Annotated in this window: 30 protein-coding genes and 1 pseudogene; 5 read left to right on the top strand and 26 right to left on the bottom strand. The window is 32.5% G+C overall.

Features of this window, described 5'->3' with window-relative positions; genetic code table 11:
• Nucleotides 1-37: 37 nt before the first annotated feature.
• The 9 genes from ABID96_RS06675 to ABID96_RS06635 form a co-directional block, all read right to left on the bottom strand.
• Entirely contained in the window at nt 38-1,504 is a 1,467-nt protein-coding gene (locus ABID96_RS06675) for a UDP-N-acetylmuramoyl-L-alanyl-D-glutamate--2,6-diaminopimelate ligase (RefSeq protein ID WP_192601351.1), read from the bottom strand.
• A 24-nt stretch (nt 1,505-1,528) separates the two neighbouring features.
• Nucleotides 1,529-3,475 carry a stage V sporulation protein D gene (locus ABID96_RS06670; protein WP_192601350.1) on the bottom strand — a complete coding sequence of 649 codons (1,947 nt, stop codon included), beginning with the start codon at nt 3,473-3,475 and terminating at the stop codon, nt 1,529-1,531.
• A gap of 115 nt (nt 3,476-3,590) precedes the next feature.
• Nucleotides 3,591-5,783 carry a penicillin-binding protein gene (locus ABID96_RS06665; RefSeq protein ID WP_192601349.1) on the bottom strand — a complete coding sequence of 731 codons (2,193 nt, stop codon included), beginning with the start codon at nt 5,781-5,783 and terminating at the stop codon, nt 3,591-3,593.
• Between the two features lie 11 nt (nt 5,784-5,794).
• Nucleotides 5,795-6,166 carry a cell division protein FtsL gene (ftsL, locus tag ABID96_RS06660; RefSeq protein WP_192601348.1) on the bottom strand — a complete coding sequence of 124 codons (372 nt, stop codon included), beginning with the start codon at nt 6,164-6,166 and terminating at the stop codon, nt 5,795-5,797.
• Between the two features lie 13 nt (nt 6,167-6,179).
• Entirely contained in the window at nt 6,180-7,112 is a 933-nt protein-coding gene (rsmH, locus tag ABID96_RS06655) for a 16S rRNA (cytosine(1402)-N(4))-methyltransferase RsmH (RefSeq protein ID WP_192601347.1), read from the bottom strand.
• 93 nt (nt 7,113-7,205) lie between these two features.
• On the bottom strand, nt 7,206-7,637 hold the full coding sequence (gene mraZ, locus ABID96_RS06650) for a division/cell wall cluster transcriptional repressor MraZ (protein WP_192601346.1): 432 nt from the start codon (nt 7,635-7,637) through the stop codon (nt 7,206-7,208).
• A gap of 125 nt (nt 7,638-7,762) precedes the next feature.
• Entirely contained in the window at nt 7,763-9,391 is a 1,629-nt protein-coding gene (gene bshC / locus ABID96_RS06645; RefSeq protein ID WP_192601345.1) for a bacillithiol biosynthesis cysteine-adding enzyme BshC, read from the bottom strand.
• A 26-nt stretch (nt 9,392-9,417) separates the two neighbouring features.
• Complete coding sequence (locus ABID96_RS06640; RefSeq protein WP_192601344.1) at nt 9,418-9,810, bottom strand: DUF3397 family protein; 393 nt, start codon at nt 9,808-9,810, stop codon at nt 9,418-9,420.
• A 6-nt stretch (nt 9,811-9,816) separates the two neighbouring features.
• Nucleotides 9,817-10,704, bottom strand: a complete 888-nt coding sequence (locus ABID96_RS06635) for a 2-dehydropantoate 2-reductase (RefSeq protein ID WP_192601343.1) — start codon at nt 10,702-10,704, stop codon at nt 9,817-9,819.
• Nucleotides 10,705-10,860: 156 nt separating this feature from the next.
• On the opposite strand from ABID96_RS06635, the gene ABID96_RS06630 reads away from it, so the two are divergent.
• Nucleotides 10,861-11,268: a GNAT family N-acetyltransferase gene (locus ABID96_RS06630; RefSeq protein WP_377896764.1), complete on the top strand. Its 408-nt coding sequence runs from the start codon at nt 10,861-10,863 to the stop codon at nt 11,266-11,268.
• Nucleotides 11,269-11,314: 46 nt separating this feature from the next.
• Here ABID96_RS06630 and ABID96_RS06625 read toward each other — a convergent pair whose 3' ends face one another.
• From ABID96_RS06625 to ABID96_RS06610, 4 genes are all read right to left on the bottom strand, one after another.
• Nucleotides 11,315-11,905: an RsfA family transcriptional regulator gene (locus ABID96_RS06625; protein ID WP_192601342.1), complete on the bottom strand. Its 591-nt coding sequence runs from the start codon at nt 11,903-11,905 to the stop codon at nt 11,315-11,317.
• A 78-nt stretch (nt 11,906-11,983) separates the two neighbouring features.
• Nucleotides 11,984-12,751 (bottom strand): enoyl-CoA hydratase/isomerase family protein, encoded by a 768-nt coding sequence (locus ABID96_RS06620; protein WP_192601341.1) that lies wholly within the window; start codon nt 12,749-12,751, stop codon nt 11,984-11,986.
• 216 nt (nt 12,752-12,967) lie between these two features.
• Entirely contained in the window at nt 12,968-13,141 is a 174-nt protein-coding gene (rpmF, locus tag ABID96_RS06615; protein WP_025672195.1) for a 50S ribosomal protein L32, read from the bottom strand.
• 55 nt (nt 13,142-13,196) lie between these two features.
• Nucleotides 13,197-13,712 (bottom strand): YceD family protein, encoded by a 516-nt coding sequence (locus ABID96_RS06610; RefSeq protein ID WP_088000224.1) that lies wholly within the window; start codon nt 13,710-13,712, stop codon nt 13,197-13,199.
• 520 nt (nt 13,713-14,232) lie between these two features.
• Here ABID96_RS06610 and ABID96_RS06605 point away from each other — a divergent pair.
• A complete protein-coding gene (locus ABID96_RS06605; protein ID WP_192601340.1) occupies nt 14,233-15,468 on the top strand; it encodes a nucleotidyltransferase in 1,236 nt (411 codons plus the stop codon).
• Between the two features lie 85 nt (nt 15,469-15,553).
• Here ABID96_RS06605 and ABID96_RS06600 read toward each other — a convergent pair whose 3' ends face one another.
• Both ABID96_RS06600 and ABID96_RS06595 read right to left on the bottom strand, forming a co-directional pair.
• Entirely contained in the window at nt 15,554-16,579 is a 1,026-nt protein-coding gene (locus ABID96_RS06600; protein ID WP_192601339.1) for a SepM family pheromone-processing serine protease, read from the bottom strand.
• Entirely contained in the window at nt 16,554-17,360 is an 807-nt protein-coding gene (locus tag ABID96_RS06595; RefSeq protein WP_483300649.1) for a patatin-like phospholipase family protein, read from the bottom strand. Before ABID96_RS06595 ends, ABID96_RS06600 begins: the two co-directional genes overlap by 26 nt.
• A gap of 133 nt (nt 17,361-17,493) precedes the next feature.
• On the opposite strand from ABID96_RS06595, the gene ylbJ reads away from it, so the two are divergent.
• Nucleotides 17,494-18,765: a sporulation integral membrane protein YlbJ gene (gene ylbJ / locus ABID96_RS06590; RefSeq protein ID WP_192601337.1), complete on the top strand. Its 1,272-nt coding sequence runs from the start codon at nt 17,494-17,496 to the stop codon at nt 18,763-18,765.
• Here ylbJ and coaD read toward each other — a convergent pair whose 3' ends face one another.
• From coaD to ABID96_RS06575, 3 genes are read right to left on the bottom strand one after another with little or no spacing between them, the layout of a single operon-like run.
• Nucleotides 18,766-19,257 (bottom strand): pantetheine-phosphate adenylyltransferase, encoded by a 492-nt coding sequence (gene coaD, locus ABID96_RS06585; protein ID WP_192601336.1) that lies wholly within the window; start codon nt 19,255-19,257, stop codon nt 18,766-18,768.
• A gap of 11 nt (nt 19,258-19,268) precedes the next feature.
• Nucleotides 19,269-19,832: a 16S rRNA (guanine(966)-N(2))-methyltransferase RsmD gene (gene rsmD, locus ABID96_RS06580; RefSeq protein WP_192601335.1), complete on the bottom strand. Its 564-nt coding sequence runs from the start codon at nt 19,830-19,832 to the stop codon at nt 19,269-19,271.
• 41 nt (nt 19,833-19,873) lie between these two features.
• On the bottom strand, nt 19,874-20,014 hold the full coding sequence (locus ABID96_RS06575) for a hypothetical protein (protein WP_192601334.1): 141 nt from the start codon (nt 20,012-20,014) through the stop codon (nt 19,874-19,876).
• Nucleotides 20,015-20,173: 159 nt separating this feature from the next.
• On the opposite strand from ABID96_RS06575, the pseudogene ABID96_RS06570 reads away from it, so the two are divergent.
• Nucleotides 20,174-20,564 (top strand): annotated as a pseudogene (locus ABID96_RS06570) (DUF7147 family protein).
• Between the two features lie 84 nt (nt 20,565-20,648).
• On the opposite strand, the gene ABID96_RS06565 reads toward ABID96_RS06570, so the two are convergent.
• From ABID96_RS06565 to ABID96_RS06540, 6 genes are all read right to left on the bottom strand, one after another.
• On the bottom strand, nt 20,649-20,927 hold the full coding sequence (locus ABID96_RS06565; RefSeq protein WP_088000211.1) for a YlbG family protein: 279 nt from the start codon (nt 20,925-20,927) through the stop codon (nt 20,649-20,651).
• A 660-nt stretch (nt 20,928-21,587) separates the two neighbouring features.
• Nucleotides 21,588-22,043, bottom strand: a complete 456-nt coding sequence (locus ABID96_RS06560; protein ID WP_192601332.1) for a YlbF/YmcA family competence regulator — start codon at nt 22,041-22,043, stop codon at nt 21,588-21,590.
• 60 nt (nt 22,044-22,103) lie between these two features.
• Nucleotides 22,104-22,676, bottom strand: coding sequence for a histidine phosphatase family protein (locus tag ABID96_RS06555; protein ID WP_192601331.1), 573 nt, complete (start codon nt 22,674-22,676; stop codon nt 22,104-22,106).
• Between the two features lie 65 nt (nt 22,677-22,741).
• On the bottom strand, nt 22,742-23,026 hold the full coding sequence (locus ABID96_RS06550) for a YlbE-like family protein (protein ID WP_088000207.1): 285 nt from the start codon (nt 23,024-23,026) through the stop codon (nt 22,742-22,744).
• Between the two features lie 10 nt (nt 23,027-23,036).
• Nucleotides 23,037-23,447: a YlbD family protein gene (locus ABID96_RS06545; protein WP_192601330.1), complete on the bottom strand. Its 411-nt coding sequence runs from the start codon at nt 23,445-23,447 to the stop codon at nt 23,037-23,039.
• A gap of 116 nt (nt 23,448-23,563) precedes the next feature.
• Entirely contained in the window at nt 23,564-24,610 is a 1,047-nt protein-coding gene (locus ABID96_RS06540) for a CAP domain-containing protein (RefSeq protein WP_192601329.1), read from the bottom strand.
• A 175-nt stretch (nt 24,611-24,785) separates the two neighbouring features.
• On the opposite strand from ABID96_RS06540, the gene ABID96_RS06535 reads away from it, so the two are divergent.
• Complete coding sequence (locus ABID96_RS06535; RefSeq protein WP_088000204.1) at nt 24,786-25,157, top strand: YugN family protein; 372 nt, start codon at nt 24,786-24,788, stop codon at nt 25,155-25,157.
• A 66-nt stretch (nt 25,158-25,223) separates the two neighbouring features.
• On the opposite strand, the gene ABID96_RS06530 is transcribed toward ABID96_RS06535, so the two are convergent.
• Together ABID96_RS06530 and ctaG are read right to left on the bottom strand one after the other, a co-directional pair.
• Nucleotides 25,224-25,685 carry a DUF420 domain-containing protein gene (locus ABID96_RS06530; RefSeq protein WP_192601328.1) on the bottom strand — a complete coding sequence of 154 codons (462 nt, stop codon included), beginning with the start codon at nt 25,683-25,685 and terminating at the stop codon, nt 25,224-25,226.
• An 11-nt stretch (nt 25,686-25,696) separates the two neighbouring features.
• Nucleotides 25,697-26,596 carry a cytochrome c oxidase assembly factor CtaG gene (ctaG, locus tag ABID96_RS06525; RefSeq protein ID WP_192601327.1) on the bottom strand — a complete coding sequence of 300 codons (900 nt, stop codon included), beginning with the start codon at nt 26,594-26,596 and terminating at the stop codon, nt 25,697-25,699.
• Between the last annotated feature and the right edge of the window lie 180 nt (nt 26,597-26,776).

Below are 26,776 nucleotides of genomic sequence, written 5' to 3'. Positions count from 1 at the left end.
TAATTAAATATTTTTTGGCATTACAAAAAAGAGGACATTATCCTCTTCTTTGCAAAATAGCCTCTTTAGCTTCTTCAACATCATCAAAATGAGTTACATTCGTTCCAACAATTTGATATGTTTCATGCCCTTTACCAGCAATAACAATAATATCATGTTTTTTAGCATTCTCAATCGCAAATGTAATTGCTTTTTTACGATCTTCTATTACCGTTATATTATTATGCTCCAAACCGAATTTCATGTCTTCTAAAATTAAAATTGGGTCCTCTGTTCTAGGATTATCTGATGTGAAGATAGCTTGGGTAGAAAGGTCCGCTGCAATTTTCCCCATTAATGGACGTTTTGTACGATCTCGATCGCCACCACAACCAACAACAGTATACACATCATTTTTTGCAAATTGCTTAACAGTTTTTAATACATTTTCTAAACTGTCTGGCGTATGAGCATAATCTACTATAACAGTGAAATCTTGCCCTGCATTTACAGATTGGAAACGACCAGGTACACCTTCTAATGTAGAAATTGCTTCTAGAATTGTTTCAACCTTAATATCTAAAGCAATACCTGCACCAATTGCTGCTAACACATTATATACATTAAAAGTACCAATTAATTTCATTTCAACAACATATTGTTGATGTAAGAAATGTAGTACAAATCTAGTTCCAGAGTTTGTTAATTCAATCTCATCTGCGAATAAATCATGGTCCTTATTTAATCCATAAGTTAAGACATTCGCTTGAGTACTTGTCATATATTCCTTAGAAGCTTCATCATCACCATTTAAAATAGCGAACTTTCTCTTTTCAGAAGAAAAACTATTTCCCAATTGTGAAAATAAAAGTCCTTTTGCTTTTTTATATTCATCCATCGATCCATGGTAATCTAAATGATCCTGAGAAAGATTCGTAAATACTGCAATATCATATTCACAGCCATGAACGCGACCTAAATGTAATGCATGAGAAGATACTTCCATAACTGCTGTATCAACTTTTGCGTCTACCATTTTTGCAAACATTGATTGTAGTGTTAAACTATCTGGTGTTGTATTTTTTGTTTCAAATACTTCATCACCAATTTTCATTCCAATTGTTCCAATAACACCAGTTTTTTGTTTATTGTGCTTAACAATCTCTTCAATAATGTAAGATGTAGTTGTTTTACCATTTGTACCTGTAATTCCAACTAAATTTAAATTCTGAGTTGGGTTATGATAAAACATATTCCCAACAACAGCCATAGAACGAAGCGTATCTTTAACGTAAGCAACAGGTACATTCGTTTCAACTGGTTTTTGTGCCAAAATAGCTACAGCGCCATTTTCTACTGCTTGTTTCACATATTGATGTCCATCAACTGTATAACCATCGATACAAATAAATAAGAATCCTGGTTTTACATTTCGGGAATCCATTTCAACCCCAGTGATTTCTGGATTTTCAGTTGGTGTTTTCACTAAAGGTTGCAATCTTGATAGTAAAGTATGAAGTTTCATAGCAAATCCTTTCATTGAACTAAATCAATTTTTCTTCTTTGATTTAGTTTCTTCTTTCGTTCCTAAATAAATTCTGATTTTAGAGCCTTCTTTAAGCTTCACACCAGCTTTAGGTGCTTGGTCAATGACAACATTGCCACTACCACTATATTCAATAGTAAAAGTATCTAGCAATTGTTGCAAATCTTTTTTCTCTAAACCAATTAAATTTGGTAATTTATATGTCGGAATATCCCCATAAACAAATTCTCTTTCAATTTGATTTTTTCTTGGCGGAACGCCTAATACCTGCATACTATCACGAATAATATTTCCTACAATTGGTGCTGCTACAACACCACCGAATTGTACTGTTCCCTTTGGATTATCAACCGCAATATAAACAACGATTTGTGGATCATCTGCGGGTGCAAACCCAATAAATGAAACAATAAAACTATTATCATCATAACGGCCATCTTTTACTTTTTGTGCCGTTCCAGTTTTTCCACCTACACGATACCCTTCAACGAATGCTCCCTTACCTGTACCTTGTGCTACGACACTTTCAAGGGCAAGTCTTACTTTTTTAGACGTTTCTGGTGTAATGACTCTTTTTTTAGCAATTGGTGTTTTCCGACTAACAACTTCATTTGTAACTGGATCTACAAATTCTTTAGCAATATATGGTTGATATAATATACCTCCGTTAATTGCCGCAGAAACAGCTGCTACTTGCTGTATTGGCGTTACTGATACACCTTGACCAAAAGCAGTTGTTGCAGCTTCTACTGGTCCTACACGGTCCATACTAAACAAAATTCCAGTACCTTCACCTTGTAAATCAATACCAGTTTTTTGGCCAAAACCAAAATTACGAATATATTGGAAAAGTCTATCTTCACCTAAACGATTACCTAATTCAACAAATCCTGGGTTACAAGAATTTTGAACAACTTCTAAAAAAGATTGTGAACCATGTCCGCCTCTTTTCCAGCATCGTAATCTTGCACCGGCAACCTCTGCAGCTCCATCATCATAAAAATGGTCTTTATTCAGATCAACTAATCCTTCATTCAGTGCAGCAGCAAGTGTAATAATCTTAAAAGTAGAACCTGGTTCATAATTTGACCATACCGGTAAATTTCGATTATATATTTCAGGTGAAACATTTTTAAAGTTTGATGGGTTAAATCCTGGTCTACTACTCATTCCAAGTATTTCGCCAGTTTTTGGATTCATCGCGATTCCAATCATCGCATCAGGATTATACTGAGCAGTTGCATTGTTCATTTCTCGTTCTAATATTGTTTGAATTCGAGAGTCGATTGTTAGCTTTAAATTAAGCCCATTAACAGGTGGGATGTAATCATCTGCAATATTAGGCATTCTTTGGCCTTTTGCATCCGAATAAAACTGCACACTACCTTTTTCACCACTTAATTGCTTATCATAATAAAGCTCTAATCCGTTCAGACCTTGATTATCGATTCCCGCAAAACCAAGCACATGAGAAAGATAGTTTCCAAATGGATAGTATCTTTTTGAATCCTCAGCTATGTAAACGCCTTCTAGGTTTAAATCCCTAATTTCTTTTGCTTTTTCATTTGTAATTTTAATACCTTCTGTACGAATATGTTCCATACTGGATCTTTTGGTTAAAATTTTATACAGCTTTACCTCGGAGATTTTTAGGATAGGGGCAAGTTTTTTTGTCGCGATTTCTGGATCTTTAATTTGTCTAGGTACGACTAAAACGGAAGGAGCACTTTTATTTGTTGCAAGTGCAACACCATTACGGTCTAAGATTTCTCCACGTTTTGGTTCAAATGGAATATCACGACTCCATGAGTTTTTTGCACGTTCAGATAAAACATCACCTAATACAAATTGTACATACCCTAATCTTGTCGCAATAATAGAAAAAATTAATAAACCACCAATAAAAACAAAAAATAAACGTTTACGTACGGTTACATTTGATACTCGCATTTAAACGAACACTCCTCTACTACAATATGTTCGTTTCAATATATGCTTGTACCAAATACAATAGACCTTGAACTAATTCTAGCAATCTAGAATTAGTCCAAGTCTATTGTATCGTTTACTCTTGGATCTCTACTTTAACTTGTTTATCTTTCTCAACCTTTTCCTGAGGTTTATTTAACTCTACACTTAAAAAGTCTCGATCTCTTAATTCTGCATTTTTATTAATACTTTGACTTGTAATATAACCAGAACCTTTTATTGTAAGCTTTAAATTAAATAATTCACTCAATCGATTTATATCCACTTTGGACCAACCGATAACAGAAGGCATTTTATTTTTGCCGTTCGTTTTTAAATAAATTTTTGTTCCTCTTACCACTTGGGTTTTTGAAGTGATTGTTTGTCCAGTTACTTCATCCCCACTTCCAAGCGAGATCGGCTTTAAGCCTAATGAGGTTGCTAAAGATTTTGCTTCATTTACAGAAAGACCTTCTAAATCTGGTATTTCAATACTATCTTTATCAACTAGCTCATTAATATCAGCATTTTCTGCAGGTTCTACCTTCATATACTCAAGTGCACCTTTTGTAACACTTCTAAAAATTTCAGATACTGGGTCAGATCCTAACTCAGTTTCTTTTAATTTAGGACGAAGAACTGCTACATAAACAACAAGCTCTGGATCATTTGCGGGAGCCATACCGATGAAAGAAAATAGATTTTCACCATGTCCCTTTATATATTTACCATGTTCATCAACAACCTGAGCAGTACCCGTTTTACCAGCAACTGTATAACCTTTGATTGCATAATTATGTCCAGTACCATTTGGTGACGTTACAACAGTTTCTAATAGTTTTCTTTCATTTTTTGCTGTTTCAGCCGTAATCGGATTACCAGCAACTTCTGAATGATAATCTTTCACAATTTTACTCGTATCATGATCAACTATTTTATCAATAATATAAGGTTGCATCATTCTTCCATTATTAGCAATTGCACTGGCAGCCTGAATAATTTGAATGGCTGTTACTGTTGAACCTTGTCCAAAAGCAGTTGTCGTTTTTTCAAGTGGATATTTGTATACTAATCGTCCACTTGATTCACCAGGAAGATTAATCCCTGTTTTTTTGGTAAACCCGTAATTCTTATAGTATTGTAAGAAACGTTCCGGACCTAATTTTTCGTTTAATAGAATGGAAATTCCAACGTTTGACGATCGCTGTATCCCTTCATCAAAGGTAATTGAGCCCCAACCATTTCTATTTACATCATGGACAGTACCTCCACCAGGTACTTTATATCTTCCAGATTGAAAATATTCATGACCATTGTAAACTCCTTCATTCATGGAAGCACCAAGTGTAAATATTTTCATTGTTGAACCGGCTTCAAAAGCATAAGAAACTGGGTCATTTGTATAGTTTGTAATATCATTAATATTCGGATCAAAACTCGGACGATTTCCCATCGCTACGATTTTACCCGTTTTTGGATCAGACACGATTGCCATGATTTTCTCAGGTTCATACTCTTTATCCACTCTAGTCATTGCATCTTCTAGTAAACTCTGAATCTTCGTATCAATCGTTAAATAAATGTCATTACCATTATGCGGTGGATCAACTTTTTCATTTTCATAAGGAAGGATATTTCCTTTGCGATCACGTAAAAAGCTTTTTTTACCATCCTCTTCGTTCAATTCATCATTTAATGATTTTTCAAGACCCATTTCACCTACTAAAACACCATTATCATTTGTTGTCGTATAACCAAGTGTATGAGATGCGAACACACCATTTGGATAATATCGTTTTTGTGAAGGAGTAAAAACAATACCAGGTAGCTGTAATTTCTCAATTTTTTCTTTCTTGCTTTGAGAAATATTTCTTCCACCTGGTCCTAGTTCAACTTGATATTTTGGTTTCCCTAACATTGATAATAGTTCCGACTCATCTACATCTAAAATAGCCGACAATTGCTTTGCTGTTTTTTCTTTATCAACAACATGTCTTTTTATTTTAGAATTTTTAGAAGCACTCGGATCTAGTACTGCAGACACAGTATATGAAGTTACTTCTTCAGCAAGAGGAACACCATTTGCATCATATATGGTACCTCTTTTTGCAGGAATTTTTTGTGATGTATTATAATTCTCATCTGCAAATGCTTTTAAGTTTCTACCTTCTACTGTGTCTGCTAATTGTAAATAACTAATTCTTGCTATGAGTGAGATAAAAAATGCTAAAGTTACAAGAAAAAACCATCGAATTCCTAAATTCGTATACTTATTCTTTTTCTTACTCATAATATGATCTCCTAGTTGCTAGAATCTGTGAACTTCACATTATTACTATCGATCTTTAATCCCAATTCTTTAGCTTTTTGCCAAATTCGGTCATAAGTACTCAGTTCGTCTATTTTCATCTTTAATTCAGAATTATGTTGTTTTTCTTTTGCTACTTCATTTTTCACTTGTTGAATTTTAATATTTGTATCAAAAATTGCAGCTTGTGTTTTTACGATTTTCGTTCCAATAAAGAAGCATGCAAAAATAAATGAAACATAAAGGAACTTTTCAATCGGTGTTACTTTTGATAATTTTTTCGTTTTTGCTTTTTTCTTGATAGAAGGTCTAAGTTGCGAATCAGTAACTTGTTTTTGTTGTAACTTTCTTGCCAAATTACTCATTGTTTTCCCTCCTTTATAATTTTTCAGCTACTCTTAACTTTGCAGATCTTGCTCTTTTATTTGCTTCTAATTCTTCATCAGTTGGTAATAGTGGTTTACGAGTAATAAGCTTTAATTTCGGCTTAAACTCTTCTGGAATAATCGGTAATCCAGGTGGTAAAGGTGGAAGTGAGCTCGCCTCTTTGAAAATAGTTTTACAAATTCGATCCTCTAAAGAATGGAATGTAATGACACTAATTCTTCCAGTTGGTTTAATCAATGTGATTGCATCCTTTAGCGCTTCTTCAAATACACCAAGTTCATCATTTACAGCAATTCTAATCGCTTGGAATATCCTTTTTGCTGGATGTCCACCCGTACGTCTAGCAGGTGCAGGGATTGCATCCTTTATAATTTCGACTAATTCAAACGTTGTTTCAATTGGTTTTTTAGCACGCAATTCTTCAATTTTTCTAGCAACCTGCTTTGAGAATTTTTCCTCGCCATATCGGAAGAATATTTTTACAAGTTGTTCATATGGCCAATCGTTTACAACCTCGTAAGCCGATAAAGTTTGCTCTTGATTCATTCTCATATCTAGTGGTGCATCTTGATGAAAACTAAAACCACGCTCTGCAACATCTAATTGTGGTGATGAAACTCCTAAATCAAATAAAATTCCATCAACTTCATAAATCCCTAAATGATGAAGCTCTTCTTTTATATGTTTAAAATTACTTTTTACGATTGTTAATTGACTTTCATACTCTTTTAAACGTTCTTTCGCATGTCTAATTGCAGTCTCATCTTGATCAAACGCAATTAATCTTCCTTTAGAAGATAACTGTGATAGCAAGTATTCGCTATGACCTCCACCGCCAAGTGTACAGTCTACATAAATACCATCTTTTTTTATATCTAAAGAATCAACAGTTTCTCTTAATAAAACCGTAATATGCTCAAACATGTTGTTCACCTCAATCTTAAATGTATAAGCGTCACACTTATGGTCCCTCGTATGGGAAGACGCTAAACGAACTAGAACTTACGATTTTTGGTTTTATAGGTCAAATCCAATTAAATTTTCAGCTAGTTCTCCAAATGACTCCTCAGACTCGTTCATATATGTATTCCAAGTTGTTTGATCCCAAATCTCAATTCGATTTGTTACACCAACTACTACGCATTCTTTTTCCAATTTTGCATAACTACGCAATGTAGGTGCAATATTAATTCTCCCCATCTTATCCATCTCACATTCCATAGCTCCAGAGAAGAAAAAACGAGTAAATGCCCTTGCATCTTTTTTTGTTAGTGGTAGTGTACGCAGTTTGTCTTCAATTACACTCCATTCAGCCATTGAATAGCCAAATAAGCATTGATCCAACCCTCTTGTTACAATGAAGGTTTCACCAAGCCTGTCTCGAAATTTGGAAGGAATAATAAGACGTCCTTTTACATCGATATTATGTTGATATTCACCGATAAACATCCTTTCCCCCCACTTTCTAACACAAACTTACCACATTCCCCCACTTCTTACCACCTTTTCTATGAAATTCTTTAAAAAAACGAAAAATCCTGCTATTTACATAGCAGGATCGAATTATTTTCTATTTAAAGTTCGACGACTTGATGAGCATAATCCCAGGATAACGTTAAATCACATAGTTGGTGAACAAAGTCTGGACCATATTTATTTATATAATAATAAATATTAAGTACTCGTTCTTGTGGCCTCCCATTTGGCGAAATAGAATGAATAATTCTATTCCATTTTGCAATTTGTTCCTCATGTCGTTTTAGGATTGATTCTTCAATTTTTCTTTCTAAAAGTAATATTTGTTCTTCTATTTTCAAATAATTCTTTTTAGAAAAGTCATTTAAGTTCGGTGCGACCACACTTGTTACTTCTTGTAGAGGTTCATGTAATTGCAACAATGCTTTTCTACTTTGATCGAAGACATCTTTATAGTCAACACTGATCTGTGATTTTACCCATGAATTTTTCTTCTCCTCAAGAGATATTTGAAGTGATTCATCAATCCCTAGTGAAAAGTCTTCCATAGCGGATACAATATTTCGTTCGTAGATTGTAAACATATGCCTTAAAAAGACAGGAGGCATCTCTAGATTAAATACTTCAAAAATATCTTTTAACTCAGCCCAATATGCGATTTCACCAGGTCCACCAACAAACGCAAGTGTAGGAAATAAATATTCCTGCATAATTGAACGTGTCACAACATTATTGCTCAGTAAGGTAGGTTGTTCAATAGCTAAGCTTAGGAGCTCATCCTTCGTAAATTGATAGCTTTTGTTCTTAGTCTGAATAACCCCTTCACTTTCTCCTACTTCTAACAACTGTCTACCTTCATTACTATGGTAAAAAATATGAATACTCTGTTCAGAAATTTGAAGTGTTTCTTGGTATCCAGATTTAACTAATTTACTTTTCGTATCTTTTAGTACACTTCTAACGATATCTTGTTTTGAAACCATTTCTTCGAACATTAAACCTTCTAAAGCTCTTATGTTCGGATCATCTGCATCAATTAAAACTAAACCTTCTTTTGCAAACAGTTTAAATAATAGCTTTGCAAAGAAATCAACAAAAGTAACAGACTCCTCAAGAGTCTTGTTTAATTCCTGTAAAAGATCATTTGTATAATTCGTTTCTTCAAATGTCTTTACGATCTTTTGAATCCAATTCTTCATTTCCTTTTGATCTAGCTCTGTCTTTGTAGCTGAGAAAGAATGAGTATCTTTACTATAGTAGGTTTGTTTTTTGACTTCATGATCATCAATTGTATGGATATGATTTATCTCATCAATATCGTGATCTTCTCCTGCTATCCAAAAAACAGGCACAACCGAAATATTCAATTCATCTTCGTATTTTTTAGCTAATTGAATGATTGAAATTATTTTATGTATTGTGTATAAAGGTCCGGTTAACAATCCAGCCTGTTGACCACCAATTACAACAAACGTATCTTCATTTCGCAATTTTTTCATATTTTCCTGTGATTCAATACTAGCATGATGTTTTTGATGGAAAAGCTCTAATGCATCTACTAGACCTTGACGATTATATGATCGGTTCATTACATTTTTAATTCTGAATTCCATTTCTTCTTTTTTTAACGGATTTGCACCAAAGAAAGAAGAAATCGACTCTTTTCCATTTAAAAAATCATTCAACAATTTATTTTGACCCGCTAAATGGACTTTACTAATTTGCATTAAGAACTTCCTCTCTCGTTCTCCAATTAAGCAGTATATTCAGATATGCTCAAAGTCAGACCTGTTAACAAGGTAATACAATGAAGGATAAAAAACAAAATAAAGGAAATCCTCCAAAAACCTTTTATAAGCTTAAAAAATCGAATATCTCTTTTTGCTTTCCATTGAAGAATAATACTTATAAATAAGATAATTAATAATAGATTAATCAAAATCCAACCGGTCGCAGTTGGAAAAAACATGTTTAACATAAAATAAAAAGAACTAATATATAGAATTGTAGTTAAATCTAAAGTAAAAAGCAAAAGTTTACGCTTATTATGCTTTAAAAAAAGTTTTAGAAACATATAGATAAAGATTGTTGAAACGATTGGAAATTCAATTAAAAATGATATGAAGAAAATGAAAAATTTTCCCAATAAGAATTACCCCTTTTTCTTCTCAAGTCCTTTAATTACATTGTACACAAGTTCGATCGTTGGGACATTTATTTTTTTTTGAATTGCAAGATTCTTTACATAGCCAAGCATGCTTTCAATCTCAGTCTCTCTGCCAAAGTAAAGATCTCGATTCATTGATGAGTAATTCATAGATGTTTTTTCACAGATTTTAATTACCTTCTGCCATTCTACTTCTTTATTCAATTGTAAAACGCTTGCAACTTCATTAAATAATAACTTACTAATTTGTTTAAAATAATCATTGGTAATCAATTCACCATTTCTTATGTTTAATATTGCAGTTAAGGGATTTATCGTACAATTTACAAGACATTTCTGATGTAGTATGTACAACCAATTATTCTCAAATTGTAGTGAAAATCCTTCCGTGTGTAATGTTAACAGTTTTTCAAGAGCTTCTTGGTTCCCTTTTATCTGACCAATTTTAATCGTCCCTAGACCTGTATGCTTGATCTCATTCATTGACATTTTTAATGCACCGTGTTCGACAATTCCGACAAAACAATTGTTTATTGATAATTTTTTTACATATTCAATATGCGACATACCATTTTGCAAGAATAAAATTGTATCGCCTTTAAAATTATTTATGATTGATTTGATTTTTTCTAAATGATATTGCTTTACACAAATAATCAGAATGTCACAAGGATCAATATGTGAAGATAATTTTTTGGTGTTTATACACATTTGAGAAATATTTTCATTTAATGATAGTAAGATACCTGATTCATTGATTATTTTCGCCTGTTCATCCGTTCTTGTATATAACATAATTTCATGTTTTTGCTGATGAAAATACGATGCTACAAGCAGTCCAATTGCACCGCCACCTATAATTCCAATTTTCATTTTTTTCTCCATTCAATTTAAGTATTCTAATGGAATTTTAGTTTAACCAAAATAAATTTCCATGTAATCTATCTTTTTTTAAAATGTATAGTACGATATAATATAATTATATTTCAAATATTAAAAATTTACATTCAATTTAAGGGGGAGCAACATTTGAGCAACAAGATCGAACGCTTACAAATAAATTTTAAAACACTTGAACAATTTCAGCAATTTTCTGGTTACGGATTACAAGAACTTTCTATGTTGGAAGATCTTGAATCAAACTTAATCGATAATGAGTTCCAATCACCATTTTATGGTATTTATTTAGGCAAAGCTCTTATTGCTCGTATGAGCTTGTACACGCATAAAAACGAAAACGAAGAAATAATCGAAATTAACAAAATGGAAGTACTTCCTTATTATCAAAAAAATGGTTACGGAAAAGAATTAGTCGCATTTGCTAAATCATTTAACAAACCAATCAAAACGATTCCAAGAGCAAATTCAAATGAATTTTGGAAGAAACAAGGTTTCACTGAATCTGATTCAGAGTTTGTCATTTGGCAACCTAAATAATCATAAAAAAAAACTCAACACCTCAATGAAGAGATGTTGAGTTTTTTTATTCTTTTTTAGATCTTACCTTTTTATCAGGCGTTCCACCTGAAATATTTACAAATTTTCGTTTTTGGTCAATAAACTCAAATAAATTTTCATACTCACTCTCTAGCTCTTTTACTTTTTCAAGCAATTGTTGTTTTTCAACTTTTAATTGATCATTTTCTTGTTTTGAAATTAATAACTTCTTTTCGAGGGATTGAATTTCTCTAACTGGAAGCGACTCTACTTTTTCCTTTACAGTTTCTAAAAATTGAAACACAGCTTCAAAAGATACTTCTTGATCGCTTTCACTTGAAACTACTTCAGGTAATTCTATTTCAGTTTGCGGTTTTGGCACTTCATCATTTAATTCATTTTTATTTGTCGCTTGTTTTTTGCTATTTACTTTTGCATTTTCAATTTCTTCCTTATAAAATTTTCGGACGAATGAATTCCAACGATAGCCACATGCAGCTGCGGTTCTCGATAAATTTCCAGCTACAATTTTAAAAGCAGTTAATTGAGTTGACCCTTCATTTATCGATTTTAAAACTACTTCAGCTAAGTAGTTATCCTCCTCTTTTGTCCATGCATCCTGGCGATTTGCAACCATTTGCAATCCCCTCCAATTTCTTATGCAATAAGCAGATTTTACTATAATTCATATGCAATAAAATATAAAGGTAGAAGATTACTTTTCCAATTTTTTTGTAAATTGTTCAATATTTTTTAAATGTTCTTCTGAGAACCATAATGGAAGTGCTGATATAACTTCTTCCTCCATACGAGTTTTTAATCTTTCCTGAACCCATTTTCTAGTAACTATTTTTTTATTTTGATGATGTATATGCGTTGGAATACTTCTAGCTAAGCTGATAAAGCTTTCATTATGTAACGATATAAAATCCTTACATAACTCATGGATAAATCCAAGTTTTTTCGCTTGATATGCAGTATATATGTTAGAGGAAGATAAAAGAGTAATCCATTCTTGATGATTCATTTTCTCTCGTAATATGGTACCACCTCCCCACGAAGTAGGGATTCCCATCTGACCTTGAATAAAGCCTATTTTTGCATTATGGTTAGCAAAGCGAAAATCAAATGCACTTGCCAACTCACAACCACCACCTAACGCAAAACCATTAATATAACAAATCGTAATCTGAGGTAACATTGCTATTCGATAGATCACTTCACACATTTTTAAACAATATGTTTCTAACCCCTTACAATCATCTTTAAATTTTAGAATTGTCTTCAAGTCACCACCAGTACAAAAATATTTTAATCCTTCACCGGTTAATATAACTAACTTACTATCTGATTTATAATGAATGTCGTAAATGATTTCTAATAGTTTATCGACCATCGTTTCGTCTATGCAATTCCCACTATTTGGTCTATTCAAAAAGATATAATCTATTTTATCTCGTTGATATGTAATAACTTCAGACAATTACATCCCTCTCTCTAATTACCGATTATTCTCACTAGTACACTATACGTTTTACATACGGTAAGTAGTATAAAAAGATGAAGGTAAGAGATTGAATCTTTAAATGGAAACAGAATGTGATGGCGTACGTCGCAAGAGAGGTAATATATGTGGATTTCGGAATTTAAGGACAAAAGGAAAAAGCACATAGTTTCCTATGTGCTTTAAATGACTAGCTTATTTGCTAAGTACTTGTTTTCCTTTGTAGTGTCCGCATGATTTACATACGCGGTGTGCTAATGTTAATTCACTACAGTTTGGGCATTCAACCATTCCAGGTACCGCTAATTTAAAATGCGTACGACGCTTTCTTTTTACAGTTTTGGACGTTCTTCTTGCAGGTACTGCCATTGATCCCACCTCCTTAAAGTGAGTTTTAGTTATGAAGCCGGTAATCCGGTACTTCTCAATTATCTTTTTTGTCAAAAAATTTTGCTAATCCAGCAAGTCGAGGGTCAATTTTTTGCTCTTTTTCAACGTGTTCCCTAACTTCCCAATCTGTACCAGATGTCGGAGCTGTCTCTTTGCCTTCAGTATCCTCAGCAAAAACTTGCAAAGGTATTTCAGCTAAGATAATCTCTTCAATCACAGGAGTTAAGTCTAACACATCACCCTCTAGGATGTGAAAATTCTCATCTTCACTTTTCCATTCAGATGTTGTAAAAAACGTTTCTGTTGTGGTAATCGACAAAGGATATTTTACATCAACTAATGTTCTTACACAAGGTAAAATTAAATATCCAGTTATTGTTAAATGAAACGTATATCGGTTCGTTCCAAAATCAACTCGTCCAGTCACTTTAATAGGCGAAACTTCGCGAATTTCCTTATTACGTTCCTTCAATTGACTTACATCAATTGTCTCATCTAAATTTAAACCTTTATGTCTTAATTTTTGTAATTGGTGCACTGACCATTTCATAAATAACCACCTCAAGGCAACAATGAAAATTATATAATCCCTATAATCATTTGTCAATATTTTTTCTTTACACTACGAAAAGCGGAACAAGCTCGCCCAGCTCTGAAGGAAAAATCTCCGATTAATTGAAGAAGTGGTGGTTTTTCCACTTCAAAAGTAATTGGAATTTTGCCGAAGAGCTAGCTTGAGGAGCTAGACACTATGAAAAGCGGAAAGCGTTCGCTCTGCCCCGACAAGCATAAGACGATTTTTTAGTAAAGGTTGTTCTTTAACCTTTGCTGTAAATTGGCTTATGACCTCGAGGGGGGAAAACGCCTGGAACTATCCACTACGAATTGTAGACAATAAGCTAGTCTTCCCATATAAATCATTCTGATATAGGAAAATATGTAACTTATCTAATATATTATTTTCAACAAAAAATTACAATACAATTCACCTTAAGTTGCGAATTATTTCTTGATACTGTTATTCTATATGTATAATTTCTCATATTTTGTAAATATTGGAGGTGTTTTTCATGAAATCTGTTGGCGTGATTGTCGAATATAATCCGCTTCATAATGGACATGTCTACCATTTATCACAGTCAAAACAGTCAACAAATGCCGATGTTGTTATTGCGGTGATGAGTGGTCAATTTTTACAAAGAGGCGAACCGGCTGTGGTTCCAAAGCATGTCAGAGCAAAACTTGCATTACAAGCTGGAGCAGATCTTGTCATTGAGCTCCCTTATAGTTACTCTACCCAGCATGCAACTCTTTTTGCAAAAGGTGCTATTTCAATCTTAGATTCCTTGAATTGTGATACTGTTTGTTTTGGCAGTGAAGAAGGTAAAATTGAATCATTTTATGAATTAATTAATCAAAAGAAACAGCTTACCAGTTCGATCAATACGAGCATCCGCTCATTACTTGATAAAGGAATGAGTTACCCTTCAGCGTACAGTACTGCACTACAAACAAATTTGGAAACCTCTAAACTAGATGTCTCCTTACCAAACAATATTTTAGGTATCCATTACTTGGAATCGATCGAACACTTTTCAAGTAAGATGCAGGGCACAACGATTAAACGGATTGCTGCAAATTATCATGACCAAGAAGCTAGCCACCAAAGTATAGCAAGTGCCACTGCAATTCGTAAAATACTGAAACAAGAGGATGATTCAATTTCAAACTTTGTTCCAACCTACACGAAAAACGCAATTGAAACATATATAAACGAAAACGAAATCTTACATTCATGGAATGATTATCTTCCATTTTTAAAATATCGATTAATGACAACGAAGCTTGAAGACTTATCCCTGATTTATGAAGCGGTTGAGGGATTAGAAAGAAGAGTAGTCGATGCGATTTTAAAATGTTCAAGCTTTGAGGACTTAATGACTTCAATCAAAACAAAAAGATATACATGGACTCGTATCCAAAGATTATTAACTCATTTATTAACGAATACCTCAAAAGAAGAAATGAAAGCTATTTTGGAAACTGATCGAGTTCCGTATATTCGTCTATTAGGAATGTCACAAAAAGGTAAAGCTTATTTGAATGTAAATAAAAAACAAATAGACCTGCCAATTTATACAACCATCAATCAAGAAAACCAAAATGCTTTAAGTACAGACTTAAAGTCTACCCATGCGTATGCTTCTATTCTTTCAATACAAAATCAACAAAAATTAATTCGTACTGAATACTCACTTTACCCATTTATTTATGATGAAAATTCGAGCCAATTTAGTAGGGAATAAATAGTATTGATATAAATAAAAAAACTGTTTATGACATTCTAACCAAACAACGATTTGTTTGATGAATTCAAAAACAGTTTTTTTGTTATGAACTAGACTTTAAATTTTTCAAGTATTCTATTGCGTCTGCATATGTGTTCACTGGAACAATTTTCATTTTTACATTATGCTCTTTAGCTGTTTTTACAGCCTCTTTATAATTTGAATTTCTTTTCCCGTTTTCATTTGGTGCAAAAAAGATTTCCGCCCCTGCTTTTGACGCAGCAATGATTTTTTGAGATATACCACCAATCGGGCCTACTACTCCCTCTGTATCTAGCGTACCCGTACCAGCAATTTCATGTCCTTTTGCTAAGTTTTCTTCACTCAATTGATCATATATTTCTAAAGCAAACATTAGCCCCGCTGAAGGTCCACCAATTTCCTCAGAGTCAATTTCAACTTTTGGATTGGTACTTAGCTTAATATTTTCTACTATTGAAACGCCAATGCCAAATCTTTTCGGTTCATCCTTAAATTGTTTAGATGAAATACTAACTTTTTTATTTTTTCCATTACGAATAATAGAAAGCTGAAAGGTCGTCCCCGCAGGTGATGATGAGATTGTTTTCGTAAAATCATTTACTGAATGAATCTCCTTTTCTCCCACTTTTGTCACGATATCTCCCAACTTTAACACTTTAGAAGCTGGCATATCTTTTAATACCGAAATGATCACAACCCCAGTTTTGTTAATTGAATAAGATTTGCCAGCTTCTTTGTATGCATTTACGATTGCTGCTTGTTTTGATTCTTCCATATATCGTAATTGACGAAATTGATAATCATCATTACTTTCACCTTCACTTAAGATTTCTGTTTCTTTGTAAAGATGATGAACAGAATTTGTATACGTACCGATATAGGAATAAATATTTGCCTTACTCATTGAGACAGTCGTTAACATAAAATCCCCGTCATCTTTTTTTGCCCCTTCAACATTTACATATGGGCCTAATGGTTCCGCTAATCCAGGTTTAGTCACATAATATGGTAGTGGGATAAAAACTAATAGTATCATGACAATCCCTAGTACTAATAATACATTAAGTATCTTGATCCTTTTCTCCACTATATTTCTCCTTCCACTGTTCAATCTGATGGATGATTTCTGGTATCATTTTTTCTGTTTCTTCTTCTCCGGTTTGAATAATATTTTCTAAGTCAGTAAAGTTCCTTGAATTAAAATGATCTAGATTTGGTCGAATCATAACATTTGAAACAGTTTCTCTGTTTCTAACAAGTTCGTGCTGCATTATTTCAATACTTTGCATAATGACATCATAAATTGTTGATACCTCACCACTTACTTTTATTGGTGATACATCAACACCAATAATAAACTCCGCTCCCATTTCCTTCACAACTGATACAGGAATTCGATCAATCACACCGCCATCAACTAAAAGTCTGCCATTCCATGGTTCTGGAACAAAAATACCTGGAATAGAAATACTCCCTCTTACAGCAGTGGCAATATCTCCTTCTCTAAAGATAATTTTTTCTCCAGTTAACAAGTCAGTTGCGATGACAGCAATTGGTAAATCTAAATCTTCAATTTTTCTACCGTATGATAATGCTCTAATTAATTCTTTTGCCCGATTTCCGGAGATTAATCCCATTTTAGGTACAACATAATCAATATAGTACTTTGATTTAAAGACTTTCGCAATTTTATAGAGTCTTTCTATATTAGAACCTGCCCCGTACAAGACTGCTACAAGTGCACCCATACTACTTCCGGCAATATAATCTATGGGGATATTATGCTTTTTTAATACGGATATTACACCAATATGTGCAAAACCTCTTGCACCACCTGACCCTAGTGCTATACCAATTTTCGGATTCAATTTATTCCCCTCCATATAAACTAAATTGGTCTAAAATCGAGCTCATTTAACGTATATTGAATAGTACAAGTTTTATTTTGGATCCATATATTAATAACATATTTTCTATTCATTCAATTTACGACAATATAAGATGAATCAAATTTTGTTCCAATCATTTGTTGGAGGTTTGTTCGTGAAAAAAAATCATTTTATTACGTTCATTATTTTTATCATTCTAGTTACGCTAACCGCAACCATTATCATCTACCCTGATGTTGCATTTAAAGGATCAACTCGAGGTTTAGAAATGTGGTGGGGAATCGTCTTTCCCTCTTTATTACCCTTTTTTATTTTAAGTGAGCTATTAATCTGTTTTGGAATCGTACAATTTATCGGTGTATTTTTAGAACCTGTCATGAGGCCATTATTTAGAGTTCCAGGAGTTGGAGCTTTTGTGTGGGCGATGGGAATGGCTTCAGGTTTTCCATCCGGAGCGAAGCTTTCTGCTAAATTATACAAAGATGGAGAGTTAACAAAATTAGAAGCTGAAAGACTAAATTCATTTACGAACTCTTCTAATCCATTATTTATTTTCGTCGCAGTATCAGTTGGATTTTTTCATAATGTAAACATAGGAATTGTTCTGGCTGCTAGTCATTACCTATCAAACGCTCTTGTTGGCCTGTTAATGAGGTTTTATGGCAAAAACCAACCCAACTATTCTAGACGTGAAAAAACCCCTTCAAATCGAATTAAACACGCTTTTACAGTACTACATGAAAAAAGAATGAAAGAAAAAAGACCAATCGGTAAGATTTTAGGAGATGCGATCGCCTCTTCTATCCAAACTTTACTCATGATTGGTGGATTTATTATCGTATTTTCCGTTTTGAACATGCTTTTGATTGAAGTTGGTTTCATAACCCAAGTCGGAAAAATCATTTCTTTTTTCATTTCAAAGTCAAGTATCCATCAAGACCTATCCACCCCTTTTGTTTCTGGATTATTTGAAATCACGTTAGGATCAAAATTAGTGAGTGATGTTGCGAATAGTACATTATTACAACAAGTTGCTCTAACAAGCTTTATATTAGGCTTTGGTGGTTTCTCGATTCAAGCACAAGTTGCAAGTATTATTTCGGAAGTAAAAATGAGTATGAAGCCATATATGATTGGTCGTTTACTACAATCTGTTATTGCCCCTATACTTGCTGTAATACTCTGGAAACCATTATATGTTGATCGCTTGGCGAGCTGGTCGAATCACAAAACAATCACAGTAATAAATAACTTTACAGAACAACATTTTCATATAGATTCAATTTTTGTGATTGGTCCAATCATTACATTGACTGCTTTATATATTTATGTGCTCCTCATCATATATCGAATATATATACAAAAAAAGAAACCTCAGTTTTAATTAAACTTGAGGTTTCTTAAATTTATTTTCTAATGCAATATTGACACATTCAGGAACTAAATCTTTTACATTTCCGCCATATTTAGCAACTTCTTTTACAATTGAAGAACTTAAGAAGGAATATTGATTATTCGTCATGACAAAAAAAGTATCAATTTCATCTACTAATTTTTTATTCATTGCAGTAATCTGCATTTCATATTCAAAATCTGAAACTGCTCTTAGTCCTCTTAAAATGGCAGAAGCGTTAATAGATTTAGCGTAATCCATTAATAAGCCACTAAATGAATCTACCTTTACATTCGTTATGGATTTAGTCGCTTCAGATATTAATGTTGTTCGTTCTTCTAATGAAAACAGCGAATTTTTTGCTGAATTATTTAATACGACAACAATTACTTCATCAAACACCCTAGCCCCACGTTTAATAATATCAAGATGCCCTAATGTGATTGGATCAAAGCTACCAGGACACACTGCAATACGTTTCATGTTGTACCCCCTTATATTTCTCCCTTAATTTTATGATACACAGAAACACCACAAATTCCATATTTTTCTGCTTTTGTTCTGACAAAATGACCGATATTTTCTGGTAATTCTACATCAGTCGCATGTTCTACTAGAATTGTACCATCATTAGATAACAATTCTTTTTCGTCAAATGTTTCAATCAATGAAACAATTTGCTGCTTTTTATAAGGGGGATCTAATATGATTAAATCAAATTGCATTTCTCTTTTAATGATTGCTTTGACTGCTCGCTCTGCATCATTTCGATAAACCTCTGCAGCCGATGAAAGTTTACATGTCTCTAAATTATCTTTAATCGTCTTGATTGCTTTCATTTCTCGGTCTACAATGATTGCTTTATCCATCCCTCTACTTAAAGCCTCTATCGAGAGTCCACCGCTGCCACCAAATAAATCAAGAACAGTGCCGCCTTCAAAATAAGGGCCAATTATATTAAACATCGCTTCTTTTACTTTATCTGTTGTTGGTCGTGTACTTGTACCTTGAACGGCTTTTAAACTCAAACCTTTACATTTACCTGAAACTACTCTCATTATTAACACCTACTATATTTTTCAATTCTCAAAATATCCTATCATAAATTTCTACAAACAAAAACAATTCTTTCCATATTCTTCTTCCAATGTATAAAATCATTCTCATTGGTTATAACTATTTTTAACAACATCTCAGTTGATGTTGTTGCCAACCGCGGAGAAGACTTACGTTTCCCCATAAGTTCTTCCTCCGGTTTCTCCTCTCCCTTTGCCTTCTTTTAAGTGATTACACTTTAATAAGAGGGGCCCTGCGAATGCGGGGTTTTTTTTTATGTCTGATTCCTGTAAAATAAGTGATGCATATCCAATGTAATACAGATATTTAAGGGGGATTCATCATGATCCAACGCATGATTGAAATTGGAGAAGGTTACTCCGATTTATATGAATTATTTGAATTAGCTAAATCTCAGAAAGATCGAGTAAAATTTTTACTTAAGTTAACATCAGATAAAAATAATCAAAAATGCTGTACGTTCGCAGTTATTTTAAGCACCTACTTCTATTGGCGAATTTCAACCAATATATTATTGCAGAGAAGGTATTACGATAAAAGAGAATTCAATTTCGAAAAGAGAAGAACTATTTGAAGATCTAGCTGTAAAATTAAATAAAGAAATTATTACATTACATATTAGGCATTCAAGTTCCTTCCATGCAATAGAATTATATCAACAATATTTAATTGGCATTTTAAGACTTAATCATTTTATTCCACCAATGAAGTAAAATGATTCAAATTCATTAAAAAACGATTGAACGGTATTTAATTTAGAAGTAATTTCCTAAATTAAGCTTACCATTCAATCGTTTTTAATCTACTTGATAATCATATTCCTTTTCTTTCGCATGATCTGGCTTCGCATTTTCATACTCAGTTTTGATAAAAGGTTTATATGATAATTCGATTCTTTTTACAAAATGAAATTTCTTCAATCTCTCTATTGTTCGTTCAATATCATCCATATTGCAGTATAAGACAACATATTTCAAACGCTTAGAAACAAAGTGAATATTTCCAAATTTACGTAACATTTTTGCTTGCTTTAATGACTGTAAATAAATGATAATACCTTGTCTTTGCACAAACATATAACTTTCTCCTTTAAAAATCCGTTAGAAATAGAATATCATATCCCAATTTTCTTTTGCAATGAAACTTTCATAATTCATTCGTATGAAAGGACTGAATAAAGATGCTAGATGATATTTGGGAACAATTTCTTTTATGTATAGCTTCCAATGATGAAGTAAAAGAAGTTTCTAATAAATTAATTTGTGGCGTTATCTTTTTATATATTCAACCACTGGTCCCCCAAAAAAGCGAGGCATTTATTAAAAACATCGTTTTAACATGTTCTAAAGAGTATACATCACAATATAAGTTAATATATCGAATTGAATTTGTCCGAGCCGAACAGAATATCTTGATCTTTAGACATCGTTTTTACGTTCCAAATCAAAAAATGTTCTGTTGTGGAAATGAATGTATAAACTGTACTAGATTCCGAAAATAATTGATATAGTCTATTTTCGGGTACATATTGTTAGGACATAAGAATACGTTTATTGATGACAACTCACTCCAGGATGCTCAGCATTCTACATTTCATACAAGAGTCTTGCACTTTAGGTTCTAATTCAACTTTTGACTTTTCCTTTAAAATCCTAAAAGAAACAATCATTTAGAAAATAGCTTTAATAAAAAAGAAGACTCACTAATCATTAATGAGTCATTCTTACTAAATTATTTTACTTTGTTTTACATCCACATTTACCGCCCGTACCGCATCCGCCTGTACTACAGCCTCCACCAGTATTAACAAAGAATGGATTGCCTGCTGGAACTTTTACTGAAGTTGAAACAGATTGAGCAATTAAAAAGCTTGTCTCATCTAACAGCAACTGAATTGCGTCTTCCGCTTGTTTAAAAGCAGCAATCGTTTCATTCAATTGTAGTTCTCTTTTGACTTCACTCATACTTTTACGAATTTCTTTATAATCGGGATGATACTTTCCAAAACGTTGGACATCCTCATATAATTCTTTCGTCTTTGTAAAGCGTTGGATTATGTCCTGCGCGGTTCTGTCATTATTTAAGGCTATATATGAAGCTCTATACTGATCTGCAACATCAGATTGTACGATCATAGAAGCAATTTCTTCTGATACTGTCATAAGTTGCAAGGTTTCAATTGTTGCGTACATTTCCTTACACCTCCAAGTATAAACTATACCATAAATAATTCGTAAAATAAAAGTACATGCTTAGCTATTTATATGTTCTGATACATTAAATGCATTTATCTTCCAATTACCATCTTTATATTCTATATAATTCGCGCATGCATTTTTTAAAACAGTTTGAAAAGGAACCTTAATAGGATCAATTGCATGTAAAATTGCCTTAATTGTATGTGAATGAGCAACGATCACAATTCTTTTACCTTTATGAATTTCAGCAATATCTTGAAGTGCATGAAAAGCTCGTTTAATTAAAAGCTCATTTGTCTCCATTCCAACTACATTGTCATGATAGATATGATCATGAAAGTCAGATACAGGTTTTCCGCTAGCCTCACCAAATTCTCTTTCTACAAATCGAACATCTTCAATAATTTGATCAATACTAGTAAACTCCGCAATTGCCATTGCAGTTTCTTTTGCTCTAGATAATGGACTTGTTATAATCATATCCCACTTTTCTCCACTAAGAAAACGTGCACTGTCATATGCCTGCTTTATTCCAGTTTCATTTAATGGAATATCTTCTCTACCTTGGATAATATGATTAAGATTCCAATCTGTTTGTCCATGTCTAACTAAACAAATTTCTGTCATAACTTTTGCTCCTTTTTAAAACTTGTATCCCTTATTGTAGCAAAAAGCTATGACAGTATAAAATATTATTCATTTTCAGTCGCATCATCAGAATCACTCGTACTACTTTGACCTTGCTGTTCCTTTAATACTTGAAACATATCAATCATAAATGAAGCCATTTGTACTTGATTTTGCAGTTTATCTACACGCTGTGGTATCGTTTTTCCAAAAAACTCTAACGAGGCAAGTCTGAAGTCTTCAACTAATTCTGGATTACGAGACAGTTTTCTATACCATTTTGGTTGTTGTCTAATAAATTTAATATACTCTTCATCGCTCTGTAGAAAATCTAATACATCTTTTCTCATTTCAACCTCCTTAATCCTGTCTGAAGTTAAAAGGTTGTGACGTTTGCTTTTCTTCACGTTGACCAGATGAAGCTGGGGATTTAAACTGAGAAATTAATTGCTGAATATTATTTAAAGTTGAATTTACATTTGATAAATGATCTTGGATTTGATCTGGATCTAAATTCTTAACAAAGGACATTACTTTTCCTACATATCCTTCTTCGGATTGCTCTTTCTTTTGATTTTTTTTTGATGTTGCTTTTCCACTATCTGTTCTATAAGCATTCCATTCATCACTTTCTTCACCATATAAATACCATTCTTCAAAAAGTTGTTGCCATGTTTTATTCCCCTTTTTGACTTCATCTCTTAGCTTAGGATGTTCTTTGGCGAATTGCCTGAATTGTTCGATAGATGGACGGTTATGATTATTTCTCATACATCTCACTCCAATTAAAAGCATTTATTACAAAATTATGTATGAAGAATAATTTCGTGCTTGTATGGAAATAAAAAAACCAAGCACATAACAAAACGTTAATGCTTGATTTTTAATTATTTAATAAAATTTTGAGTGTAATATTTTTTATATGCTCCAACTCCAAGTGTGGTGTAATCTTTTTTATACATATTCACTCGGTGACCTTTTGAATTAATCCAACCATAAACAGAAGCAATTCCATCAACATAATTAGCAGAAATATTTTCACCAGCTAAGCGATATGGAACATCTGCATCACTTAACCGATCAGCTAAGCTACCGTACAAAGATGAATGATGATCAAAATATTTGTTCTCTACCATATCCTTGCTATGACCTAATGCTACTTTCGCAGCTTCTTTATTCCATTTTAATGTTGATAAATTCATTCTTTTACGGTAAACATTTGTAAGATTAAAAATTTGTTTTTCTTCTTCGCGATCTATAATTGCTTGCTCAGCTTCATTTAAATGTTTTGAACTTATTAATTTACCACTATAGACTAGTTCATATGGTCTTTGCTTTACTAGCGTTTCAGGAGAAAGGAATCTTACACCTAATAAACTTCCAGTAAATCGGTCAAAATAAAGTTGAGCATAACTATCATTCACTGCAACAAGTGGTCGTTCATGTAAATCCGTTGTTGATAATTTAAATGTATATTCATTATTAAATAATGAAAAAGACAACTTCTCATGTAAATTTACATGATCAATTGATTCTTCATAATGACTGCCTATTAAAAAAGGTGATACATCAACTTTATTGCCAGCAACATATACTGTCACTACAGTACCATTCAAAATACCAAATTGTATGTAATTTGCAGGATCTTTATCATAAATCAGCCAATCATAATCATATTGAGAAGGAACCTTTCTTGATGGCTTACCGTAAACTTTCATTACATCTTGTTCACTCTTACCGATATATTCTATAACTGAAAAACTAGTTGCACTTTTCGTATCAGTATGCTCAGTCAAAGGTATTTGGACTTCATCAACTCTTTGAAATTGATTTACGTTCGTTATATTTAAAAACCAATCTTTGATTAGTGGACTGAATATAAATACAGTTACAAAACTTATTGTAAAAAAGAAAAGTTTTAAAAGCTTTTCCATTTTTATCTTCCCTTCTCGGTAGTAATCTAATTTATATATATCCATTGTAGCCAAATTATTCAAAAAAATATATAAATTAGTTAAAATACATTTATCAGCTTTTCATTGCTAATTATTGTCATTGATAATATTATATTAGTAGGGATTTTTTCTAAGTAATTTAGGGGGTAATAACATGAAATTTGAAAATACAAATTTAGAAAATCATGTAGTGAATGTAAAATTATTAAATGAAATCATGGAAGAATTAGGTTTTGTCCTTGCAGGTCAATGGGACTACGAACGTGTAACTTACGATTATAAATTTGAACTTCGCAATGAAATTTACTATTTACGTGTACAAGGTTATTCTGTTGAAGGTCACGTTGAATCTAGCAAAGGTAAAATTCAATTACTTACTCCATTATTAGGTAAGTATTACTACCCACACGGTGTAGAGTATGGTGAAGGTGAAAACTTCCCTCAAGCAGTATTAGATAAGAGTGCAGATCTACTGAAAAAAGCAGAAGAACAAATCGCACTTGTTAGTAAGTTCATTATTCTATAATTATTAAAAAGAGTGAGTAATAGAAGTACAAACTTCTAATACTCACTCTTTTATTTTGTCTTTTCATTAGAATCCTAAAACCGCTTTAATAACCGATGTCGTTTCTCCACCTTCATACAATACATAAAGTAAGAAATAAACAAATACACCTGTAATTGCAGTAAAGAACCAAATAATACTAGTAATCGGACCAATTTTTTTATGCAACTTTAATTTGTTTTTAAAACCAGATAGTAAAGATACAAGACCAAATACTCCACCAGTAGTAGCTAAGAATATATGGAAGAATAAAAATATGTGATAATACAATTTTAAACTTTCTGGTCCACCAAAGTTTGTGTTTCCAATAAAGATTGTTCTAGAAGCATATACGATAAAAAATGATAAAGCGAATACTCCTGCAAAGAACATAACTTTTTTATGCGCTTCGACATTTCTTTTTGCGATTAGTATCCAGCCAATTGCAACTAAAATTGCACTAATGACAATAAAGCTTGTACTAATTGTTGGTAAAATTGGTAAATTCAATATTTCCACCCCTACGATTTTTTAAGCAATAATGGATTACTACTGATTGGATCAATTTTATTTCCATTTTGTTCTCTTTTAGCCCATTTAAAGAAGTTATAACCAATCACCCAGCCATAAACTATTTCCTGGATAATTTTCATGATAACGCCACCAACTTGTTGATCTTCTCGAGCAGACATGAAATTCAGTACTTCTGGTCCAGATATATTTAATGATTTTAATAAATCCGGAGATACACATAACTCCATAGCCTTACTCCACAAAACGGGATCATTATAAGTAGCATAGAATGGATGTCCCGAAAAAATGATTAATGCACATGCAGGCGTTAATAATATACCATTTGCAAACATATAACCAATTTTTTGAATATCAGATAAAGTTTGTCTATCTTTTAAATTATTCATAACTGGGAACCACATGAAAATAGCCATAAAGAATAATACATTCGTAAATAAAAAGTGATATACATTATCCGTCTTCACGAAATCAAATATTAATGGGTAATGATACATTGAAAAAACACCATTAAAAATAATTAATGCAATCAAAGGCTTTGTAAAAAATGTAAAAAAGACATTTACAAATGTAGGTTTTAATATTTTTTTCCATAGCCAATTAGGAATACCGATAATCAAAAAGATCGGTGCAACTAAATACAATAAGCCCATTTCCGTCATATGAGCACTAAAAATAATATGACCAATTAAATCAATTGGACTACCTTGTGCAATATAAATAATAGCGATACTAAGTATAAAATAGACTTTTTGTTTTGTTACCGTCTCATTATGTTTTGATTGATATTTATGAATCAAATAAAAATAACCGGCTATTACCAAAAGTAAAAATACGAATAAGTAAGGACTCCAAAGAGCTTTGAATCCGAACATACTTAAATTAATCATTGATGCACACCCTTTATCTCTTGAATTCACTCTTATAGCTCACTACTGCTTACATTAATATAATGATGTCGAAAAAGAAAGCATCTTAGTAGTAATTAGATTTTATAATAGAAAAATACACAATTCAAACTATTATACTACTAAATTATATACTAGTATTAACAATTTGTTCAAATTTAA

It is taken from the genome of Gottfriedia sp. OAE603 (genome assembly GCF_040543965.1).
GTDB lineage: Bacteria > Bacillota > Bacilli > Bacillales > Bacillaceae_G > Gottfriedia > Gottfriedia solisilvae.
The sequence above is the reverse complement of the archived record's forward strand: the minus strand, read 5'-3'. Positions and strand labels throughout refer to the sequence as shown.

Excerpts from the sequence above, each read along its gene's own strand:
- ABID96_RS06675 (WP_192601351.1), bottom strand. The coding sequence starts at position 1,504 with ATGAAACTTCATACTTTACTATCAAGATTGCAACCTTTAGTGAAAACA.
- ABID96_RS06670 (WP_192601350.1), bottom strand. The coding sequence starts at position 3,475 with ATGCGAGTATCAAATGTAACCGTACGTAAACGTTTATTTTTTGTTTTT.
- ABID96_RS06665 (WP_192601349.1), bottom strand. The coding sequence starts at position 5,783 with ATGAGTAAGAAAAAGAATAAGTATACGAATTTAGGAATTCGATGGTTT.
- ftsL (WP_192601348.1), bottom strand. The coding sequence starts at position 6,166 with ATGAGTAATTTGGCAAGAAAGTTACAACAAAAACAAGTTACTGATTCG.
- rsmH (WP_192601347.1), bottom strand. The coding sequence starts at position 7,112 with ATGTTTGAGCATATTACGGTTTTATTAAGAGAAACTGTTGATTCTTTA.
- mraZ (WP_192601346.1), bottom strand. The coding sequence starts at position 7,637 with ATGTTTATCGGTGAATATCAACATAATATCGATGTAAAAGGACGTCTT.
- bshC (WP_192601345.1), bottom strand. The coding sequence starts at position 9,391 with ATGCAAATTAGTAAAGTCCATTTAGCGGGTCAAAATAAATTGTTGAAT.
- ABID96_RS06635 (WP_192601343.1), bottom strand. The coding sequence starts at position 10,704 with ATGAAAATTGGAATTATAGGTGGCGGTGCAATTGGACTGCTTGTAGCA.
- ABID96_RS06625 (WP_192601342.1), bottom strand. The coding sequence starts at position 11,905 with ATGGTTGCAAATCGCCAGGATGCATGGACAAAAGAGGAGGATAACTAC.
- rpmF (WP_025672195.1), bottom strand. The coding sequence starts at position 13,141 with ATGGCAGTACCTGCAAGAAGAACGTCCAAAACTGTAAAAAGAAAGCGT.
- ABID96_RS06610 (WP_088000224.1), bottom strand. The coding sequence starts at position 13,712 with ATGAAATGGTCAGTGCACCAATTACAAAAATTAAGACATAAAGGTTTA.
- ABID96_RS06605 (WP_192601340.1), top strand. The coding sequence starts at position 14,233 with ATGAAATCTGTTGGCGTGATTGTCGAATATAATCCGCTTCATAATGGA.
- ylbJ (WP_192601337.1), top strand. The coding sequence starts at position 17,494 with ATGAATCAAATTTTGTTCCAATCATTTGTTGGAGGTTTGTTCGTGAAA.
- coaD (WP_192601336.1), bottom strand. The coding sequence starts at position 19,257 with ATGAAACGTATTGCAGTGTGTCCTGGTAGCTTTGATCCAATCACATTA.
- rsmD (WP_192601335.1), bottom strand. The coding sequence starts at position 19,832 with ATGAGAGTAGTTTCAGGTAAATGTAAAGGTTTGAGTTTAAAAGCCGTT.
- ABID96_RS06575 (WP_192601334.1), bottom strand. The coding sequence starts at position 20,014 with ATGGGGAAACGTAAGTCTTCTCCGCGGTTGGCAACAACATCAACTGAG.
- ABID96_RS06565 (WP_088000211.1), bottom strand. The coding sequence starts at position 20,927 with ATGTTTGTGCAAAGACAAGGTATTATCATTTATTTACAGTCATTAAAG.
- ABID96_RS06560 (WP_192601332.1), bottom strand. The coding sequence starts at position 22,043 with ATGTACGCAACAATTGAAACCTTGCAACTTATGACAGTATCAGAAGAA.
- ABID96_RS06555 (WP_192601331.1), bottom strand. The coding sequence starts at position 22,676 with ATGACAGAAATTTGTTTAGTTAGACATGGACAAACAGATTGGAATCTT.
- ABID96_RS06550 (WP_088000207.1), bottom strand. The coding sequence starts at position 23,026 with ATGAGAAAAGATGTATTAGATTTTCTACAGAGCGATGAAGAGTATATT.
- ABID96_RS06545 (WP_192601330.1), bottom strand. The coding sequence starts at position 23,447 with ATGAGAAATAATCATAACCGTCCATCTATCGAACAATTCAGGCAATTC.
- ABID96_RS06540 (WP_192601329.1), bottom strand. The coding sequence starts at position 24,610 with ATGGAAAAGCTTTTAAAACTTTTCTTTTTTACAATAAGTTTTGTAACT.
- ABID96_RS06535 (WP_088000204.1), top strand. The coding sequence starts at position 24,786 with ATGAAATTTGAAAATACAAATTTAGAAAATCATGTAGTGAATGTAAAA.
- ctaG (WP_192601327.1), bottom strand. The coding sequence starts at position 26,596 with ATGATTAATTTAAGTATGTTCGGATTCAAAGCTCTTTGGAGTCCTTAC.